A 19,509-nucleotide genomic window follows, 5' to 3' on the forward strand; every position below is an offset into this window, starting at 1 on the left:
AACCACGGCGACGACGAGTGGTTGGCTTTTGGATCAGGCTGATGAGCAGGCCGTTCCGTTCAGCGTGAAAGAGCCCGGAACTCCGTTCGTGTCGGCCGGGGAGGCACCGCTGAACCCGAAGTTCACGGTGGCTCCGGGTGTGATGGACGTGTTGTAGCCCGACGGATGGGTCACGGTCACCCTGCGACCGTCCTGGACGCGGGTGGCGTTCCAGATCTGGGTGATCGACTGGCCGCCGGGAAAGGTGAACGACAGCTCCCACCCGTCGACCGTCGTGCTGCCGGTGTTGTGGATCGTGACGTCCGCGTTGAAGGTGGCTCCCCAGTCCGACAGCCGGTAGTCCACCCGGCACGGTGTACCGGCCGTGGGCGACGCGGTGGGCGTGCCGGTCGGGTCCGGCGTGACGGTCGGCTCGGGGGTGGGTGTCGGTTCCCCGGTGGAGGGCGAGGAGGTCGTCGGTGCGCCGGTCGGGGAGGGGTGACCGCTCTTGGCGGCCATGCGGGCGGAGTGGGCACGGAACACGTCGAGTTCCGGATCGCCCTGGGTGACGCCGAACTTCCCGTCGATCTCGCGGTCCTGGTACCACCAGAAGGCGCTGCCGTCGCCGCCGGCCGCCTCGAAGTCGGCGTAGATCTCGCTCCACCAGGCCGCCCGGTCGACGTTGTGGACGTTGAACTCGCCCATGAAGAAGGGCTTGCCGACCTTCTCGTGCGCATCAGTGATCCAGGCCCGGATCAGTTCCTTCGTCTCGTCCAGTGACAGGTCGGCCCAGTACTCCGTCGGGTAGGGATGCGCCGAGGTGAAGTCCAGGTACGGCGACTGCTGCAGGTGGACGAACGGATTGCCCTCGTCGCCGCCGAAGCCGTACCGCGTGCCGTGCCCCTCGATGCCGGCGCCGAGCAGGTGGTTGGGGTCGATCTCCTTGATGAAGGCCCCCATCTCGTCGACCCAGGCCCGCAGCGTGGTCCCTTCGATGTCCTCCTCGTCGCTCTGGCCCTCGTAGCGCGGCTCGTTCATCAGGTCCCAGGCGAAGATGGTCGGATCGTCCTTGTACTTGACGCCGCTGTAGTGGTTCGTCCGGTTGAGGGCGTGGCTCACGTAGTCCTTGTAGGACGTGAAGCATCCCGGGCAGCGGTCCTTGTCGAAGAACGCGGCACGGGCAGGCTGCCCACCTGACAGCCCCTCCCATCTCAGGCGTGTGTCGATGCCGCCGTACGCCTCCCAGTAGTTCTCGAAGACCGGCATGAGGCGCAGCCCGTGCGTCTTTGCGGACTCGATGATGTAGTCGAACAACGCGAACTGCTGCTCGTCGTAGACGCCTTCGGACTTTTCGAAGCCGTGCCAGCTCTCGTGGCTGAACATCCACAGCCGGACGACGTCGACGCCGTCGTCACGCATGCGGGTGAAGTGGGCGTCGATGCGTTCCTTGTCCATGTACCGGGTCTCGGTGTCGCCGGAGCCCGAGCCGAAGGTGAACAGGTCGTAGGCGTTGGCGCCGGCGAAGTAGTACTCCTCGCCGTCCAGACAGAAGCGGATTCCGCACCGTGTGACGAAGGAGTCCTCGGCGGTGGCCGAGGCCGGGGGCGGGCGCATGAGCGACAGGTACGCGCCCGCCAGCGCGGCCACGAACAGGAGTGCCAGAAGCGGCACATGCCGTCTGGCCGGAGGGAGGGGGTGACCATGCATGGCGGCTCTCTCATTCAGAGGATGACTCGCAGATGGCTCGCATGTACCGGTTAACCGGGGTGGAACGTAGAGGCGTTTACTTCGACTGTCAATCAATCGCGCAGGGTAACTTCTTGCTGGTAACTGTCCTGTTCGGCAAGCGACTTGACGCTGGGCAGTGGGTTTAGCGGTTTAGTATTCAGGCGACCCTCGGGTTGCTGAGGCGAATCCTGAACCGGCTGAGGCGTATGCGTGACCGTGCAGTCCGGCCGGCGTCGCTCAGCCCCTGTACTGCGGTCAGGCTGTCCGCCTCAGTGACTCGGGCTTGAAGTGGGCCGGGTCGCCGAGCCGCCGCCGGACGCGGTCGGCGTTTCGGACACGGCGATGGCCCGCCAGATCGTCGATGAGGAGCGGGCGCGGCCGGGAGCGGTCCGCGAGGAGTCCGCAGGGCAGAGGGTTTCGGTCCGCCGCGCTGGGAAGGCATCGACCGACCGTCGAGACGAGAGGCCTTCGGGGTGACCGGAATGCTCCGTCTGCACCTGACGGCCGCCACGCTGCTCCGGGTGTCCGCCGAAGGAGCCGCGACCGCGCTGGTGCTCACCGTCTCGGCGCGTACCGGGGATGCGGCGAGCACCGGGTTCGTGCAGATGGCGATGACGCTTCCGTATGTGCTGAGCGGGCCGCTCATCGGTCACGGGCTGGACCGGACGAGCCGACCGCGCCGTCTCGCGACCGTGTTGGCGTGCGGTTATGCCGTCACGACGGCCCTGCTCATGGTGTCGGTGGGGCGCTCGCCCCTGGCGCTCACGCTGATGGTGGCCGTCGTGGTCGGTTGCGTAGAACCCATCGTGTCGGCGCTCACCAGTCTGCTGCCGAGGTTCGTCCCCGCCGAACGGCTCTCTCGCGCATACGGGTTGGAGGCGTCCAGCTACAACGTCGCGGCCATCGCCGGCCCGGCGCTGGCCGCGACGGTCGCCGCCGTCGCGGGTGGCGGGAACACCGGGATCGTGACCGTGGCCGCCGCCGTCCTCGGCCTTCTCCTCCTTCCGATGCTGCCGTTTCCGCCGCCGAGGACCCGGCCGGAGCGGACGCGGACGGGCGTCGGGCAGATCGTGATGGGCGGCCTTTCGGTCCTGGGCGGCAACCGGGTGCTGCGCGCCCTGACCGTGGCGACGACGTCCGCCTGGTTCGGATACGGCGGGTTCGCGGTGGCGGCGGTGCTGCTCAGTCAGGACATCGGGGGAGGCCCCGGGGCCGGCGGGCAACTGCTGGCCTGTTTCGCGCTGGGATCCCTCGCGGGGTCACTGGCCTCGTCGCGGTGGCTGACGCCCGGCCGGTCCGAACCCGTCGTCCTGGCCGGACTGGTGGGCTTCGGCACGGCGCTGGCCGCCTTGGCGGCGGCGCCGTCACTGCCGTGGGCGTGGACGGTCTGCGTGCTGGCGGGCCTGGCGGAGGGGCCACTCTTCGCCGCTACGCTCCTGCTCCGCCAGCGCGAGTCGCCACCGGACCGGCTCGGCCAGGTCAACACCACCGGCGGCAGCCTGAAGATCGGGGCGTCGGCGGGCGGTGCCGCCCTGACCGGAGTGTTCGCCGGCAAGCTCGGCGCCGACGGTCTGATGCTGGGCATCGCCGCGTTCCAGTTCACGGGGGCGGCGCTGTGGCTGTGGCTCCGGAGATCTCCCGGCCGCTGACCGGACCGGCGCCACCGGACCTCGTACGCGCGGGCATCGAGCGCCCGGGACGCCAGGTCCCCCACACGCATGGGCGGGCTGTGGCCACCGGCCCCGCGCGGGTTCCGCGACGAACCGGGGCGAAGCCGGGACGGGACGCCAGGAGTACGACGACGCACCCCCCGCTAAACCGCTAAACCTGCTGCTCCGTCATGCCGTGCCCACGAGCATGGGCGTTCATCAGGATGAATAAGTGCTGCGCGAGTGATTGACAGTCGAAGCGCCTGTCTCTACGGTCCCTTTCAATTAACCGGTACAGGTGAGCGGTTGGGCCTGTCCGGATGAACGCCGCGAGAACGTCCGACGTACGAACCAGCTGCCGGAAGCCCGCCCGGCAGCGCAGGACCGCTCACCGCTCGCAGTCGCCCGCTCGCCCGCCCGCTCGCCCGGCGTGCCTGGAGCCGACGCGCCGTCTTCCTCTGGACGAAAGAGACGCACATGCCTGGTCGCCGCTCCGTCACGGCCGGACGCCGCAGGCCTCCGGTCCGTCCCGCTCGTGCGCCCCCCCTGCCGGATCACCGTGTCGCACCAGGCAGAACGCGGCAGAACGCATCGGCCCCCCCGCCGGCCGCCCACGTCGGCCGAGCGCGCTCGACACCATCGCACAGGGACACGTGCGTGCCGGAAGGCCCGTCGGTGAGACGGGCCGCGCCGGCCGCCTCAGAGCCGGGAGACTCACCATGAAGAAGAAACTGGCAGCGGCCACGGGCACGGCCCTCGCCGTGTGCGCGTCACTGCTCCTCGCGGTCGCACCCCAGGCCCAAGCCGCCGACACACCCGGTTTCCACATCGGCGCGGGCCGTCTTCTCGACGCCAACGGCAACGACTTCGTGATGCGCGGCGTCAACCACGCCCACGCCTGGTACCCCGACCGCACCGACCAGGCCCTGAGCGACATCAAGGCCCTGGGCGCCAACTCCGTACGGGTGGTGCTCGCCACCGGCGACCAGTGGACCCGCAACGACACCGCCGACGTCGCGCACGTCGTCGCCGAGTGCAAGGAGAACCGCCTGGTCTGCGTCCTGGAGGCGCACGACACCACCGGATACGGCGAAGCGGGCGCCGCAGTCCCGCTCTCCAGAGCCGTGGACTACTGGCTCGGCGTCAAGGACGCCCTCGTGGGCCAGGAGAAGTACGTCATCGTCAACATCGGCAACGAGCCGTACGGCAACTCCAACTACAGCGCCTGGACCGCCGACACGAAGACGGCCATCGGGCGCATGAGGGCGGCGGGCATCGACCACACCCTCATGGTCGACGCCCCCAACTGGGGCCAGGACTGGTCCTTCACCATGCGCGACAACGCGGCCGGTGTGATGGCCGCCGACCCCGACCGCAACACCCTCTTCGACATCCACATGTACGGCGTCTACGACACCCCGGCCGAGGTCGACGACTACCTCGGGCGCTTCGTGTCGGCCGGGCTCCCCGTCGTCGTGGGCGAGTTCGGCGACATGCACTCCGACGGCAACCCCGACGAGGACGCCATCATGGCCACCGCCGAGTCCCGCGGCATCGGGTACCTCGGCTGGTCCTGGAGCGGCAACGGCTCCGGGGTCGAGTACCTCGACCTGGCTCAGAACTTCGACAGGGGCAGGCTCACCGCCTGGGGGCAACGCCTCTTCAACGGCACCAACGGCATCAAGGCCACCGCCGAGGAAGCCGGCGTCTACGCGGACCCCGGCAACGAGGACACCACCGCCCCCACCGCCCCCGGCACCCCGACCGCGACCGGGGTCACGGCCGACAGCGTCCGGCTGACGTGGCCGGCGGCCACGGACAACACCGGGGTGAGCGGCTACGACGTCGTACGCGTCGAAGGCGGCCAGGAGACCCCCGCCGCGTCCACCACCACGACGACGGCCACGGTCACCGGTCTGGCCGCGGACACCACGTACACCTTCGCGGTCTACGCCCGGGACGCGGCCGGCAACCGTTCCCCGCGGTCGGCGACGGTCACCGCCACCACCGAGGACAACGTTGTCGGTGCCTGTGCCGTCGAGTACCGGCTGAGTGACTGGGGCAGCTCCTTCAACGCCGACGTCACCATCCGCAACCGCTCCGACAAGGCCATCGACGGATGGGAGCTGTCCTTCGGCTTCCCCGGCGCCCAGAGGATCAACTCGGTCTGGAACGCCCGGGCGACCCAGCAGGGCAGCACGGTGCGGGCGACCCACGAGGCATGGACCAGGACGATCCCCGCGGGCGGTTCGGTGAGCTTCGGCCTCAACGGCTCCTCCTCGGGCGGCAACGGCACACCCACCGCCTTCACCCTCAACGGCCAGACCTGCGGCTCCTGACACGACAAGAGGTGAGGGGCGCGGCAGCCGGCCGCGCCCCTCACCCCTGAGCCCGTTCCTCAGGCACGCGGCGAGGCCGTCGACGCCCTCGGCACCAGCGACGGCGTCGCCACCGGCTGGGACAGCACCTCGTGACCGGCGAGCACCTCGAACAGCACCCGCGTGACCTGGGCCCCGAACCCGTGCACGTCGTGACTCATCGCCGACAGCGTCGGATGGGTCAGCCGGCACAGCTGGGAGTCGTCCCAGGCCAGCAGGGACAGGTCGTCCGGCACGGAGACGCCCATCTCCGCGGCCACGCCCAGTCCCGCGACCGCCATGATGTCGTTGTCGTAGAGGATCGCCGTGGGCCGCTCGGCGGACAGCAGCAGGGAGCGGGTGGCGCGAGCGCCCTCCTCGCCGGAGAAACCCGTCTCGACGTGCGGCCCGCCCTCCAGGCCGAGTTGCTCCATGGTCTCCTCGAACGCGACCGCACGGATGGCGCTGTGCCCCAGTCCGGTGGGGCCGCCCACCCGCGCGATGCGCCGGTGCCCCAGGGCCGCCAGGTAGCGGACCGCCTCCACGACCGCCGCGGCGTCGTCGGTCCACACCGAGGGGAATCCCCCCGTGAGGGTGGGATGACCGACCGCCACGGCCGGCAGGCCGAGCCCGCGCAGCGGGGCGATGCGGGGATCCTCCTGGTGGAAGTCGACCAGGATCGAGCCCCCTATCTGGCGCTCCCTCCACCAGCGCTCCTGCAACGAGATCTCCTCCTCCAGGGAGCCGACGAGGCGCAGCAGCAAGGAGCAGTCGCGCTCGGCGAGCACGCTCTCGATGCCGGAGATGAACTCCATGTAGAAGGGTTCGAGGCCCAGCAGCCGGGCGGGCCGGCAGATGGCCAGCCCGATGGTGTCGACGGACTGGCGCGACAGGCTGCGGGCCGAGGAGTTCGGCGCCCAGCCCAGCTGCCGGGCCGCCGCGAAGATCCGCTCGCGGGTGGCGTCGGAGACCCCCGGCTTGTGGTTGAAGGCCAGGGACACGGCACCTTTGGACACCCCGGCGGCCGCGGCGACGTCCTTGATGGTGACGCGTTCCGAGGGTGCGCTCACGCCGGTTCCCCACAGGACAGGGCCGCGCGTACGGTGTTGGCTCCGGTCCAGGCCGCTCCCCGCACCCGCAGGCGGGCCTGCTGACCGGGGAGCAGGGTCCGCAGTCCGGTGTCGCAGACGGTGTCCGGTCCGAGCCGGTCGGCCTGCGGCAGGAGGTCCCGTACCAGGGTGTGCGCTGTCACCACGACCTCAACACTATCCCCACCGCTGCTCACCGGGGACTGCACGGCGACGCCAACGTGCCGCGGCGGCCACGTCGAGCGTCCGCTCGGCCACCTCGGTGCCGTCCGCCCGCGTCCGGCGCAGGGGCACGCGCGCCCGCCAGGGCTCGGCGCCCTGGTTGACCACCGCGAGCACCGGGCCGTCGGCTGCGGGCTGCGGGGTGCGGAGACGGACGGCGTAGACCCGGCGCAGGTCGTGGTGGAGCGGCTTGAGGCGGCCGTCGCCGTCGATGGCCGAGGTCGCGCGCTCGACGCGGGTGAGGTGGTCGAGCAGGCCGGGCAGGGTGGTGCCCGGCCGAGCAGGGTGGCGCCCGACGGCACCGGCGCCCTGCGGACCGGGGGTTCGGGGGCACCGGCGCCCTGCGGACCCGGGGTTCGGGGGCGCCGTCGACCCAGGGGCTGGGCCCGTCCCCTCGGCACCCTGCGAGGTCGCGGGGCCCTCACCCCTGTCCGATCACCCGTCGGCACGCCTCCACGTACCCCCGTACCAGCGCCCGCCCCTCGTCCTCCCGGCGCCGGGCCAGCGCGTAACGGCTGGGGCCCAGCCCCCGGACCGGGCGGGTGGTCACGCCGCCCAGGGTGATCAGCGGGGCGTTGCCCGTGGCCACCAGGCAGACGCCGAGGCCGGCGACGAGGGCCTCGTACGTCTCCTCCGTGCCGGAGATCTCCGCGCCGACGCGCGGCGGCCGGCCGGCGTGTCCCGGCAGCGCCCGCCGCTCGTCCAGCGCCAGCCAGAAGTCGCGCAGCACCCCCGCCTCGGGCGGCAGGGCGAGGAACGGTTCGTCGGCCAGGTCGGCGAAGTCCACCTCCGCGCGGGCGGCGAGCGGATGGGTGTCGGGGAGGGCGACCAGGCGGGGTTCCTCGGCGACCACCGTCCAGGCGTAGCGGTCGGCGTCGGGCAGGGGCAGCCAGACGTAGGCGACGTCGGCCGTGCCGTCGGCCAGGCCCGCCGTGGGGTCCTCCCAGCTCACCTGCCGCAGCCGCAGCCGTGCCTGAGGATGGGCGGCCGTGAAACGGGAGCGGATCGCCGGCAACAGGCCGCCGCGGCCGGGGCTGGTGCTCATGCCCACCACCAGGGTGCCGCGCCGCGCGGCCCGGGCCGCGTCCACCGCCGCCGCGCCCTCGGTCCAGTCCGCCAGTACCCGCCGGGCGTGCGGCAGCAGTGCCGTGCCCGCCTCGGTGAGCGTCACGCCCTGCGGCTCGCGCCGGAAGAGCTCCGCGCCCAACTGCCGCTCCAGCGCCCGGATCTGTTTGCTCAGGGTGGGTTGGGACACGTACAGCCGCTCGGCCGCCCGTGTGAAGTGCAGTTCCTCGGCCACCGTCGCGAAGTAGCGCAGCTCGCGCACATGCACGTCCGTCGTCATGCCCGTTGGCTATCACCGCGGGTCTTGGACGGGCAACCGGCCTGCCGACAAGAGTGGTTGGTGTCGGAGCTACGGATGTGAGGGAGTCGGCATGAACAAGGTGTGGCTGGTCACCGGAGCGAGCAGCGGCTTCGGGCGGGCGATCGCCGAGGCGGCACTGGCCGACGGTGACGTGGTGGTGGGTGCGGCGCGGCGGCCCGAGGCGCTGGACGACCTGGTGGCCGCCCACCCCGACCAGATGGAGGCACTGCGCCTGGACGTCGCCGACACGGCCGCCGCCGAGGCCGCCGTACGGGACGTGGTGGCGCGGCACGGCAGGGTGGACGCACTTGTGAACAACGCGGGCCGCACCCACGTCGGTGCCTTCGAGGAGACGGGCGAGGAGGAGCTGCGCGCCCTGTTCGACGTGCATGTCTTCGGGCCGGCCGCGCTGACGCGGGCCGTGCTGCCGCACATGCGGGAGCGGCGCTCGGGGGCGATCGTGCAGATGAGCAGCATGGGCGGGCAGCTGTCCTTCGCGGGCTTCTCGGCGTACAGCGGTACGAAGTTCGCGCTGGAGGGCATGTCCGAGGGGCTCGCGGACGAGGTGCGGGAGTTCGGCATCAAGGTGCTGATCGTCGAGCCGGGCGCCTTCCGCACCGGCCTGTTCGAGGCCGGCAACGCCGGGATGAGCGCGGACAGCGGTGTGTACGCCAAGGTCAGCGAGACCCGGGGGATGGTCTCCGGAGGGGACGGCAGCCAGCCCGGTGACCCCGCCAAGGCGGCGGCGCTCATCCTGGACGCCCTGGCGGCCGAGCACACCCCGCTGCGCCTGCCGCTCGGCGACGACGGCGTAGGGGCGGTTCTCGGCCACCTCGACCAGGTCCGTGCGGACGTCGAGGCGTGGGAGAAGCGCAGCCGGGCGACGGGCTTCGACGACTGACGGCACGTCAGGCGGTGGTGGCGCTCAAACGGCCGAGAGCCCCGCACATCCGTGCGGGGCTCTTGTGCAATTCCTCCGGAACCGTCAATCTTTCGGCTGACGCACCAAAGCCGCCCCTGATTGACATGACCATGCCTAATGGGCGGTCTGCTCGGCGTGCACGAGAACCCCACCACGCACCACCGACTGAGGAGGACCCCTCACATGGCAGTGCTGCGTCACCACCCCCAGCGCACCAACCGGCGAAGACTGGCCGCAGTCAGCGCCGCGGCCACCGCGGCCCTCGCCGCGAGCCTCGTCTCCGCGCTCCCCGCCACCGCGGCGGAGGGCCGCATCCAGTACGAGGACGCGGCGAACGCGGTCGCCGGCAGCTACATCGTGACCCTGAAGGCGGATGCGGCGAAGGCCGGTTCCGCCGAGGGCCGCGCCGTCGCGAAGCGCCACGGCGCCGACATCGAGCGGACGTACACCAAGGCCCTCAACGGCTACGCGGTCGAGGCCTCGGAGACCGAGGCGAAACGTCTCGCCGCCGACCCGGCCGTCGCCTCCGTGGTCCAGAACCGCACCTTCCACGTCACCGGCACCCAGCCCAGCCCGCCCTCCTGGGGCCTGGACCGCATCGACCAGCGGAACCGCCCGCTGGACAACTCCTACACCTACCCGGACAGTGCCGGGCAGGGCGTGACGGCGTACGTCATCGACACCGGCGTCCGCATCACCCACAACGACTTCGGTGGCCGCGCCTCCTACGGCTACGACGCCATCGACAACGACAACACCGCCCAGGACGGCCACGGCCACGGCACCCACGTCGCCGGCACCGTCGGGGGCAGCTCCTACGGCGTGGCCAAGCAGGCGAAGATCGTCGGTGTCCGGGTGCTCGACAACTCCGGCTCCGGCACCACCGCCCAGGTCGTCGCCGGCATCGACTGGGTGGCCCGCAACGCCGTCAAGCCGGCCGTCGCCAACATGTCCCTGGGCGGAGGCGCCGACAGCGCCCTGGACACGGCCGTGCGCAACGCCATCGCCTCCGGCGTCACCTTCGCCGTCGCGGCCGGCAACGAGTCCACCAACGCCTCCACCAAGTCCCCGGCCCGGGTGACGGAGGCGATCACGGTCGGCGCCACGACGTCGAGCGACGCCCGCGCCAGCTACTCCAACTACGGCACGGTCCTGGACCTGTTCGCACCCGGCTCGTCCATCACCTCGGCCTGGAACAGCGGCGACTCGGCCACCAACAGCATCTCCGGCACGTCCATGGCGAGCCCGCACGTCGCCGGCGCCGCCGCGCTCTACCTGGCCGACCACCCCACGGCCACCCCGGCGCAGGTCGCGTCCGCGCTGACGTCCACCGCCACCAGCGGCGTCGTCACCAACCCCGGCAGCGGCTCGCCCAACCGGCTGCTGTACGTCGGCGGCGGTACGACGACCCCGCCCGGCGACCGCTTCGAGAACACCGGCGACTACACCATCAACGACAACGCCACCGTCGAGTCCCCGGTGACCGTCTCCGGCGTCTCGGGCAACGCGCCCTCGTCCCTGGCCGTCGAGGTGAGCATCGTGCACACCTACGTCGGTGACCTCCAGGTCCAGCTCGTCGCCCCGGACGGCACGGCGTACACGCTCAAGTCGTACGGCACCGGCGGCAGCGCCGACGACATCAACACCACGTACTCCGTGAACGCCTCCTCGGAGACCGCGAACGGCACGTGGAAGCTGCGGGTCAGCGACAACGCGTCGAGGGACACCGGGCGGATCGACGCCTGGGCCCTGCAGTTCTGACAGCGGCCCGGCTCAGTGCGGCAACTCGTCCTCGCGGTACGGCTCCGGGTCGGTGACCCAGCCCGCCGCGAGGGCGAGGCGCGAGTGCCGGTGCACGGCGAGGAAGCCGAAGGGACGGTCGAGGACGGCCCGGACGGTGGTGCTCAGCCAGAGCGGACCGGGTGCCGCGCACCCGATCGCGCCGATCGCCGTCACCGCCGCGGCCTCGAAGCCCCGGGCGCCGAACCGGGCCACGGCGGCCTGGCGGGCCGTCTCGACGCACAGGGGAGACGGGCTGACGCCGGGGAAGGGACCGGGCACGGCCCGCACGGCCGACGCGAGCCCGAACAGCTCCGGGCGTTCCAGCAGGTCGTGCCCGGCCGTCAGGGCGTACGCCGGCGTCGTCACGTCGAGCGTCGGCGGCCGGGGCGTCCTGGTGCGCTCCCGTTGGACGGCGAGCCCGGGGCCCACCTCTCCGTACGGCAGGCGGGAACCCGGTGTCACCGGATGCGTACGCGCGAGAACGCCGATCCCCGCCCCGAGTACCTGTCCGGGCGTCATGCCCTCCTCGCCGAGCAGCAGATGGACGTCGACGGCGGTGTCGCCCAGCACCTTCAGCCCGGTGACACGGCCGTCCGGCGTGTCCGCCACGCCGACCCGGTCCAGCAGTGCGCTCTCCCGGCACAGGCCCAGCAGTTCCCGCCCCTCCCACGGGCCGCCCTCCGGTGCGAGGTACGTCTCCCGGAAGGGCCGCAGCCACCGGGTGCGCAGCGCCAGCGCGCTCGCCAGCACCAGTTCGGTGCCCGGCGCCACCACCACGGGCAGCCGCTCGACCAGCCCGCCCGTGCGTTTCGCCGCCCACGCGTCCAGCGCCTCCTGATCGGCTCCGGCGTCGCCCGTGAGCACCCCGTGCGCCTCGGCGGGCAGCCCCGCCGCCCACTCGTCGCGCAACTCCAGTGTGCGGCCGGTCCACAGGCCCAGGGCCGTCTCCAGGCCGCCCACGGACCCGAGCCCGGCGAGCAGTTCCCGGGCCGCACCGGCCGCCCGGCCGGCCCGCACGCCCACCGCCTCCTCCAGCTCCGCCCGCGCGGCGCCCGCCGCGCCGTCCGCGAGGAGGGCGAGCAGGGGCCACACGCCCACCGCGGAGAACACCGTGCCGCCGCTCGTGGTGGCCGCCCAGCGTGCGGTGAGGCCGTTCACCGCCCGGACCGTCGCACCGGTGACCCGCATGCCGTCCCCCTTCGTCCCGCGCTTACCATGCGCAAGCCGTACGGCCCCACAGCCGCACGCCGCACGCCGTTCGCCGCACTCCGCGGACCGCTCGTCCGCCGATCCCCGCCCGACCGCCTGAACAGGAGCACGGTACCCGTGTCCATGCCGCCGCCACCGGGGCCTCAGGGGCCGTACCCCCAGGGCCCGTACGCTCCCCCGTGGGGCCAGCCCTACGGGGCCGTCCCTCCCCGGCCGACGCCCGTCAACGGTGTCGCCATCGCCGCGTTCGTCCTCGGCGTCCTGTGCTTCGTACCGGCGGTCGGGCTCGTGCTGGGGCTGGTCGCGCTGGGTCAGATCAAGCGGAGGGGCGAACGGGGCAAGGGGTTCGCCGTGGCCGGCTCCGTGCTGTCCTCCGTGGGGCTGGCCCTGTGGGTGGTGACGCTCTCCACGGGCGCCGCCGCCGACTTCTGGGACGGCGTCAAGGACGCCGCGCGGGGCGAGGGCACCGCCTACGCCCTCGAGAAGGGCCAGTGCTTCACCACCCCCAGCGGCTCGCTGCAGGGCGTGACGTACGACGTCGACGAGGTGCCCTGCGAGGAGGAGCACGACGGCGAGGTGTTCGCCGCCGTCCAACTGCCGGGCGGTGCCTTCCCCGGCGACGAGGAGGTCGCACGGGTTGCCGACGAGCGGTGTTACGCGCTCCAGGACAGCTACGCCATGGACCGGTGGGCACTGCCGGTCGGCGTCGACGTGTACTACCTGACACCGACCTCGCAGAGCTGGCGCGCGGGCGACCGGGAGATCACCTGCCTGTTCGGGAACACGGACGAGCGGGGCACGCTGACGGGTTCGCTGCGCAACGACGACAGGAGGCTCGACCCCGACCAGCACGCCTACCTGGTGGCGGAGGGCTACCTCAACCGGGCCATGGACGAGGTGCCCGCGGCGGAGTCCGTCGAGGAGGACTTCGCGGGCCACCGGGTCTGGGCGGGGCAGGTGTCGGAGGCGCTCAGGGGCGAGATCGGGCTGCTGGGCAGGCACGACTGGCCCGCCGACGCCGAGCGGCCGGTCGCCGACCTGGTCGCGGACCTGAAGGCGGCGCAGGAGCAGTGGGGCCTGGCGGCGAAGGCCACCGACCTCGACTCGTTCTACGCGCACTACGGCCAGGGCTACGACCTCGTCGAGGCCGACACGACGGTCGCCGCCCGCGAGGCTCTGGGTCTGGCCACGACCCGGCCGGTGTACGAGGAGGGCGGTGACGGCGGGGGAGAGAGCCCGGGCAAAGAGGTGTGACGGCGGCGCCAGCGGGGAGAAAGTGCCTGCGTGAAGCCCTTCCATGCCACAAGTCATCACATCGAGTGATTCTCTGGCCTTTGCTTGCCTGGCACAACCTACGGTTGCCACGCTCTTGCTGTCTGTACAACCTGATGGGAGCGGCCAGTGACATTCGGTGAGCAGCCGGCATATCTGCGTGTCGCGGGTGATCTTCGTAAGAAGATCACCGACGGCCTGCTGCCGCCCCACACCCGCCTCCCGTCCCAGGCGCGGATCCGCCAGGAGTACGGAGTCTCGGACACCGTCGCCCTGGAGGCGCGCAAGGTGCTGATGGCCGAGGGGCTGGTCGAGGGCCGCTCCGGTTCCGGGACGTATGTGCGCGAGCGGCCCGTCCCCCGGCGCATCGCCCGCTCCGGGTACCGGCCGGCCGGTGGCGCCACCCCCTTCCGGCAGGAGCAGGCCGACGGCGAGGCGCGCGGCACGTGGGAGTCGCACAGCGAGCAGGTCGAGGCGAGCGGTGCCGTGGCCGAGCGGCTCGGGATCAAGCCCGGGGACCGCGTGATGTGCACGCGGTACGTGTTCCGGGAGGCCGGCGAGGCGATGATGCTCTCCACCTCCTGGGAGCCGCTGGACCTCACCGGGCGCACGCCGGTGATGCTGCCCGAGGAGGGACCGCTGGGCGGGATGGGGGTCGTCGAGCGGATGGCCGCCATCGACGTCGTCGTGGACAACGTCACCGAGGAGGTCGGCGCCCGGCCCGGCCTCGCCGAGGAACTGCTCGCGCTGGGCGGGGTCCCGGGGCATGTGGTCCTGGTCGTCCAGCGCACCTTCTACGCCTCGGGGCGCGCGGTCGAGACGGCCGACGTGGTGGTTCCGGCCGACCGGTACCGGGTGGCGTACCACCTGCCCGTCAAGTAGCAGCGCCGCCGGGGGAGTTCGTGGTGCCCCCGGTGGTGTGAGATGGCGCACGCCTCTCGTGCGCCTCCCGCGCCCCTTTCTCGCGCTCGCACGGGCTGTCCGCGCCCTGTGTCGTCGTCGGCTCGGCGCCGGAATCCGGTCGTTCTCGCAGGTCTCCTCGGGGTCCCGGGTGTCCCCCCGACCGGAGGAGGGTGCGCGCGTGGACGGCGCGTTGCGCATCGTGCGCCCCCTGCGTTCTGGCTGGTTGCGTACCTCTTTGTGTAAAGCCGTGTTCGCTGCGTGAAGGTTAGGCGTAGGCTCGGGCATATGCGGATTGCGGCTTCGTTATGGGGCGGGGCGCGGCGCGGGCCGTGGGTGGGAAGTAGAGGGGCGCGATGAACGACGGCATGGTCACTCTTCCCTGGCTGGTCTTCCGCCAGGACGACAACGGCAATCGCTACCGCGTGGGCAGGTACGCGACCCAGGCCGAGGCCCAGAAGATCGCGGACGCCCTCGACGGTCGCGGCCACAAGCAGCTCTACTGGGTCGAGAAGCTCGCTCCGAAGGGCGCGGGCCCGACGGACTGACCCGCGGGCCCGGCCGGCGACCGAACCGGGTCCCCGGACGCCCCCTGGGCCCCTGGCCTGCCGTCCCGACCTACGGCGGACCCCGGGGCCCGCAGGCCCGGCCGCCCCGGCCTCCGGTCCACCTGGCCACCCCTGGGCCTCGGCCCCCCGCCCGATATCGGTCGGCAGGTCCTGTGCTCCCGCTCTCCCGGCCCGCAGGCGTCGGGCCCCGGACCCGCAGGCCCGGCCGCTTCGGCCTCCGACCCTCCTGGTCACCCTCCGGGCCTCTGGTCTCCTGGGCCTCCTGGGCCTTCGGGTCTTCGGGCCTCTGGTCTCCTGGGCTTCCTGGGCCTTCGGGCCTTCGGGTCTCCGGGTCTCCGGCCTTCGGGTCTCCTGGCATGCGGCCTCCTGGGTCTCCGGGTCTCCGGGTCTGCGGCCTCCTGGGCCTCCGGGTCTGCGGGCCTCCGGCCTTCTGGGTCTCCGGGCCTTCCGGGTCTCCGGGCCTCCTCGCCCCGCACCGGCCGGCAGGCCCTATGCTCCGGCGCATGACGGAACGGATCGTGGTGGGTGCCGCCCTGGTCGACGGTGGGCGTCTGCTTGCCGCGCGGCGCAGCGCGCCGGCCGAGCTGGCCGGGCGGTGGGAACTGCCCGGTGGCAAGGTCGAGGCGGGCGAGACGCCGGAGGCGGCCCTCGTGCGGGAGCTGCGCGAGGAACTCGGCGTGGCCGCCGAACCCGGCGAGCGGGTGCCGGGGCAGTGGCCACTGAGGTCCCCGTTCGTCCTGCACGTGTGGACCGCGCGTCTGCTTCCCGGCTCCGCCGCCCCCCAACCCCTCGAGGACCACGACGCCCTGCGCTGGCTCACCCCCGCCGAGATCTGGGACGTGCCCTGGCTCGACCAGGACGTGCCGGCCGTGGAGCGGGCGCTCACGCATCTGGGACTGGGGCGGACCGATGCCCGGGGCGTGTGAACGAACCCGCGCGAGCGCCTCGTACACCATCGGTGCCACCGCGCGCCCCCCGGACGATACCGGCGCATCGATATCGGGTATGGGCCTATTAACCCACTAACCCCATGAAACCGGACATGGGTGAGGGTTGCCGGCCGGGAAGTGATCGGCGTGTACGACAGCGATGGCGACTGCGTCGAGTGGGTCTTCCCCGCGGCGCCGGACGCCGTGCGGAGTGCCCGTTCCCTCGTCCGCGGCAAGCTGCACGGATGGGGCCTCGACAGGGTCGGCGACATCACGGCCCTGCTGGTCAGCGAACTGGTCACCAACGCCCTGCGGCACGCCACCGGCCCCATCGGCGTCCGCCTGGTACGGCGCCCCGCCGGGCCGGGCGGCAGCCTGCTCGTCGAGGTCTCCGACCCGCTCCCGGATCCGCCCCGCAAGCGCGTCGCTCGGCCCGGCGACGAGGGCGGCAGGGGCCTGCAACTCGTCGCCTCCTCCGCCCGCCGCTGGGGGACCCGGCCCGGAGGGACAGGGAAGACGGTGTGGTTCGAACTCGCGCTGCCGGAATGACGCTGCTCGCCCCGTGGCGGGACGGCGTTCCACCGCACCGAAATGTCCCGATAACCTGCCCGGTCCCGTCAACCAACTGGTTCACGCCAGTGGCAGTTGTCGAACTACGTGATTCGATGCAGTGTCCGCTGGTTAGAAGACTGGAAGTGTTGTCACGGTCCGGACCGAAAACCATCGCGACCGTGCTGTGATCGTGAACACCGTGTCGTGCGGTGCCGTAGTGCTGGATACTGCGGGCAGCCGCCCCCGGTGACCGGTGCCGGACGCGGTGAGCTGGAGGGGACGGTTCGCGTGAGCGAGATACCAGCGAGGGCCACGGAGTCCGAGGGGCCGCCGGACGGCGTGCCGCTCGGTGACGCGGTGTGGCAGAGCAGCCCACCCGGCTCCATCTACGACTACATCAAGGTCGCGTCCTTCTCCATCGGCCCCGACGGGCTCGTCGACCAGTGGAGCCTGCGCGCGGAGCAACTGCTCGGCATTCCCGCCGAACACGCCGTGGGCACCGATCCCATCGAGGCCTTCGTCGACCCCGACCTGAGGGAACGGGGTCAGCGCAAGATGGCCGAGATCCTCGACGGACGGGAGTGGACCGGAGTGGTCCCCTTCCGGGCGCCGGACGGCGGCGGCACCGGACGCGGGCAGCGCGGGCTCGCCGAGGTGTACGTCATGCCGACGCGCACGGAGGACGGGGAGAAGGCCGCCGTCTGCATCGTCGTCGACGTCCGTGTCCTGCGCAGCATCGAGACCGACCTCGCCGCCTCGCAGGCCATATTCGGCCAGTCCCCGTTCGGCTTCCTGCTGATCGACCCCGACCTCAGGGTGCGCCGCGCCAATCAGCGGTTCGCCTCCGTCTTCGGCGGCACGCCCGACGACCACCGCGGCAAGGGCGTCCACGACTACCTGTCGCGCGCCGAGGCCGACCGGGTCTCCGCGACCCTGCGCCGGGTGCTGGAGAGCGGCGACTCCATCACCGACATGCACGTCACGGGCTTCGTGCCGGGTTCCGACGAACGCCGCCACTGGTCCGTCAACCTCTACCGCGTCCACAGCGGTTCGGGCCGTCCCATCGGTGTCGCCTGGCTCGGGACCGACATCACCGCACGCCGCGCCGCCGCCCGCGAGGCCGCCGCCGCCCGGCGCAACCTCGCCCTGCTCAACGACGCCGGCGCCCGCATCGGCAACTCCCTCGACCTGGAGACCACCGCCCGCGAACTCCTCGACGTCGTCGTCCCCGGCTTCTGCGACCTGGCCACCGTCGACCTCTACCAGGGCCTGCTGGTGGGCGACGAGACCCCGCCCGGCCTCGCCGACGGCGGCGCGGAACTGCGCCGCGTCGCCTTCTCCAGCGCCGTCTCCGACGTGCCGTTCCACGGCACCGGCGAGCGGGTCCGGCTCGGCGCCGTCCACCACTTCCCGTTCAACTCCCCCTGCGCCGACGCCCTGCGCACGGCCCGCCCGCGCACCGTCCCCGCCGAGGAGGGCGGCCTCGTGCAGTCCACGCTCGCCGTGCCGATGGTCGCCCACGACACGGTCGTGGGGCTCGCGCAGTTCGCCCGGACGAAGGGCAGCGAGCCGTTCGGGGACCGCGACCGCGACCTCGCCGTGGAACTGGCCGCGCGGGCCGCCGTCTGCATCGACAACGCCCGCCTCTACCGGCGTGAACACGAACGCGCGCTGATACTGCAACGCTCCCTGCTCCCGCCCGGCGACCCCGAGGCCTCCGGTCTCGACATCGCCTGCCGCTACCTGCCCGGCAACGCGGCCACCGGCCGGCCCAGCGAGGTCGGCGGAGACTGGTTCGACGTCATCGAACTCCCCGGCCACCGCACCGCGTTGGTCGTCGGCGACGTCATGGGGCGCGGACTGCGTGCTGCGGTCGCGATGGGCGAACTCCGCACCGCCGTCCGCACCCTGGCCCAGCTCGACATCGAACCGGCCGAGGTGCTCTCCCAACTGGACGAGATCGCGCGCGGCCTCGGCGCCCCGGGAGGCGTCCAGCAGGCGACCCGGGCCGCCCGCCGCCCCCGCGAGGCCGACCTGTCCGAGGTGTACCTGGCGACCTGCGTCTATGCGGTCTATGACGCGGTCACCCGGCGTTGCACCTTCGCCAACGCGGGCCACCTGCCCCCGGTCCTGGTCGAGCCCGGCGAGTCCGCGCTGATGCTGGACGTGCCGCCCGGCCTGCCGCTCGGCGTCGGCGGGGAGCCCTTCGAGGAGGTGGAGGTCGAACTGCCCGAAGGCGCCCTGCTCGCGCTCTACACGGACGGTCTGGTCGAAAGCCGCGACCACCCCCTCGACGAGGGCCTCCAAGCCTTCGTGGGGGCGCTCACCGACCCGACGCGTCCTCTGGAGGACGTCTGCGACCAGGTCCTCCACACCCTCGACAGCCACCACGGCGAGGACGACATCGCCCTGCTGATGGCCCGCGTCCAGGGCCTGCCCGCCGAGTCGGTCGGCGACTGGACCCTGCCGCGCGAGCCGCGCAGCGTCGGCCGGGCCCGTGAGTACGCCCGCGCCCAGCTGCTCGGCTGGGGCATGGAGCCGCTGGTCGACACGACGGAACTGCTGGTGAGCGAGCTGGTCACCAACGCCCTCAGGTACGGCGAGGGCGAGATCAGACTCCGCCTCCTCCTCGACCGCACCCTGGTCTGCGAGGTGTGGGACTCCGGCCTGGTCCAGCCCCGCCGGCGCCGTGCCCGCGACACCGACGAGGGCGGCCGCGGCCTGCAACTCGTCGGCCTGCTCAGCGCGGCCTGGGGCTCACGCCGTACGCCGCACGGCAAGACGGTGTGGTTCGAACTGCCCCTGCCGGGCGGTGACACCCGGCTGGCGGACCCGGCGGAGGCCTTGCTGAGCCTCTTCTGACGCGCCCCGGTGTCGTACGGGTCCGGGCGCGCCGGACCCGGCGCACCCGGCCGTACCCGGCCAGCAGCAGCGCCGCCCCGGCCGTGACCAGGGGCGGCAACAGGTCGGCGGAGATCACCGCGA

The 19,509-nt window shown here is 72.4% G+C and carries 15 protein-coding genes; 10 read left to right on the top strand and 5 right to left on the bottom strand.

Features of this window, described 5'->3' with window-relative positions:
* Window positions 1-33 precede the first annotated feature (33 nt).
* Window positions 34-1,686, bottom strand: a complete 1,653-nt coding sequence (locus RM812_RS30755; protein WP_311579754.1) for a cellulose binding domain-containing protein — start codon at window positions 1,684-1,686, stop codon at window positions 34-36.
* 503 nt (window positions 1,687-2,189) lie between these two features.
* Here RM812_RS30755 and RM812_RS30760 point away from each other — a divergent pair.
* Window positions 2,190-3,356, top strand: coding sequence for an MFS transporter (locus tag RM812_RS30760; protein ID WP_311579756.1), 1,167 nt, complete (start codon window positions 2,190-2,192; stop codon window positions 3,354-3,356).
* Window positions 3,357-4,075: 719 nt separating this feature from the next.
* Window positions 4,076-5,695, top strand: coding sequence for a cellulase family glycosylhydrolase (locus RM812_RS30765; RefSeq protein ID WP_311579759.1), 1,620 nt, complete (start codon window positions 4,076-4,078; stop codon window positions 5,693-5,695).
* Between the two features lie 59 nt (window positions 5,696-5,754).
* Here the strand turns inward: RM812_RS30765 and RM812_RS30770 are convergent, their stop codons facing one another.
* From RM812_RS30770 to RM812_RS30780, 3 genes are all read right to left on the bottom strand, one after another.
* Window positions 5,755-6,783, bottom strand: coding sequence for a LacI family DNA-binding transcriptional regulator (locus RM812_RS30770; protein ID WP_311579766.1), 1,029 nt, complete (start codon window positions 6,781-6,783; stop codon window positions 5,755-5,757).
* On the bottom strand, window positions 6,780-6,968 hold the full coding sequence (locus RM812_RS30775) for a hypothetical protein (protein WP_311579769.1): 189 nt from the start codon (window positions 6,966-6,968) through the stop codon (window positions 6,780-6,782). Before RM812_RS30775 ends, RM812_RS30770 begins: the two co-directional genes overlap by 4 nt.
* 476 nt (window positions 6,969-7,444) lie before the next feature.
* Entirely contained in the window at window positions 7,445-8,368 is a 924-nt protein-coding gene (locus RM812_RS30780) for a LysR family transcriptional regulator (RefSeq protein WP_311579772.1), read from the bottom strand.
* Between the two features lie 91 nt (window positions 8,369-8,459).
* On the opposite strand from RM812_RS30780, the gene RM812_RS30785 reads away from it, so the two are divergent.
* Window positions 8,460-9,290 carry an SDR family NAD(P)-dependent oxidoreductase gene (locus tag RM812_RS30785; RefSeq protein WP_311579775.1) on the top strand — a complete coding sequence of 277 codons (831 nt, stop codon included), beginning with the start codon at window positions 8,460-8,462 and terminating at the stop codon, window positions 9,288-9,290.
* Between the two features lie 204 nt (window positions 9,291-9,494).
* A complete protein-coding gene (locus tag RM812_RS30790; RefSeq protein WP_311579777.1) occupies window positions 9,495-11,072 on the top strand; it encodes a S8 family peptidase in 1,578 nt (525 codons plus the stop codon).
* A 12-nt stretch (window positions 11,073-11,084) separates the two neighbouring features.
* On the opposite strand, the gene RM812_RS30795 is transcribed toward RM812_RS30790, so the two are convergent.
* The gene (locus RM812_RS30795) at window positions 11,085-12,281 is read right to left on the bottom strand and encodes a serpin family protein (RefSeq protein WP_311579779.1); all 1,197 of its coding nucleotides are present in this window, start codon (window positions 12,279-12,281) and stop codon (window positions 11,085-11,087) included.
* Window positions 12,282-12,419: 138 nt separating this feature from the next.
* On the opposite strand from RM812_RS30795, the gene RM812_RS30800 reads away from it, so the two are divergent.
* From RM812_RS30800 to RM812_RS30825, 6 genes are all read left to right on the top strand, one after another.
* On the top strand, window positions 12,420-13,556 hold the full coding sequence (locus RM812_RS30800; protein WP_394816540.1) for a DUF4190 domain-containing protein: 1,137 nt from the start codon (window positions 12,420-12,422) through the stop codon (window positions 13,554-13,556).
* 147 nt (window positions 13,557-13,703) lie between these two features.
* The gene (locus RM812_RS30805; protein WP_311579782.1) at window positions 13,704-14,456 is read left to right on the top strand and encodes a GntR family transcriptional regulator; all 753 of its coding nucleotides are present in this window, start codon (window positions 13,704-13,706) and stop codon (window positions 14,454-14,456) included.
* Between the two features lie 374 nt (window positions 14,457-14,830).
* Window positions 14,831-15,022: an SPOR domain-containing protein gene (locus RM812_RS30810; RefSeq protein WP_311579785.1), complete on the top strand. Its 192-nt coding sequence runs from the start codon at window positions 14,831-14,833 to the stop codon at window positions 15,020-15,022.
* Between the two features lie 524 nt (window positions 15,023-15,546).
* Window positions 15,547-15,969, top strand: a complete 423-nt coding sequence (locus RM812_RS30815) for a (deoxy)nucleoside triphosphate pyrophosphohydrolase (RefSeq protein WP_311579788.1) — start codon at window positions 15,547-15,549, stop codon at window positions 15,967-15,969.
* A gap of 141 nt (window positions 15,970-16,110) precedes the next feature.
* Complete coding sequence (locus RM812_RS30820; RefSeq protein WP_311579885.1) at window positions 16,111-16,521, top strand: ATP-binding protein; 411 nt, start codon at window positions 16,111-16,113, stop codon at window positions 16,519-16,521.
* Window positions 16,522-16,812: 291 nt separating this feature from the next.
* A complete protein-coding gene (locus RM812_RS30825; RefSeq protein WP_311579791.1) occupies window positions 16,813-19,386 on the top strand; it encodes a SpoIIE family protein phosphatase in 2,574 nt (857 codons plus the stop codon).
* The last annotated feature ends 123 nt before the right edge of the window (window positions 19,387-19,509 follow it).

The sequence above is a fragment of the Streptomyces lancefieldiae genome, assembly GCF_031845825.1.
In the GTDB taxonomy this organism is placed as follows: domain Bacteria; phylum Actinomycetota; class Actinomycetes; order Streptomycetales; family Streptomycetaceae; genus Streptomyces; species Streptomyces lancefieldiae.

Coding starts and splice junctions, on each gene's coding strand:
- RM812_RS30755 (WP_311579754.1), bottom strand. CDS start 1,686: ATGCATGGTCACCCCCTCCCTCCGGCCAGACGGCATGTGCCGCTTCTG.
- RM812_RS30760 (WP_311579756.1), top strand. CDS start 2,190: ATGCTCCGTCTGCACCTGACGGCCGCCACGCTGCTCCGGGTGTCCGCC.
- RM812_RS30765 (WP_311579759.1), top strand. CDS start 4,076: ATGAAGAAGAAACTGGCAGCGGCCACGGGCACGGCCCTCGCCGTGTGC.
- RM812_RS30780 (WP_311579772.1), bottom strand. CDS start 8,368: ATGACGACGGACGTGCATGTGCGCGAGCTGCGCTACTTCGCGACGGTG.
- RM812_RS30785 (WP_311579775.1), top strand. CDS start 8,460: ATGAACAAGGTGTGGCTGGTCACCGGAGCGAGCAGCGGCTTCGGGCGG.
- RM812_RS30790 (WP_311579777.1), top strand. CDS start 9,495: ATGGCAGTGCTGCGTCACCACCCCCAGCGCACCAACCGGCGAAGACTG.
- RM812_RS30795 (WP_311579779.1), bottom strand. CDS start 12,281: ATGCGGGTCACCGGTGCGACGGTCCGGGCGGTGAACGGCCTCACCGCA.
- RM812_RS30810 (WP_311579785.1), top strand. CDS start 14,831: ATGAACGACGGCATGGTCACTCTTCCCTGGCTGGTCTTCCGCCAGGAC.
- RM812_RS30815 (WP_311579788.1), top strand. CDS start 15,547: ATGACGGAACGGATCGTGGTGGGTGCCGCCCTGGTCGACGGTGGGCGT.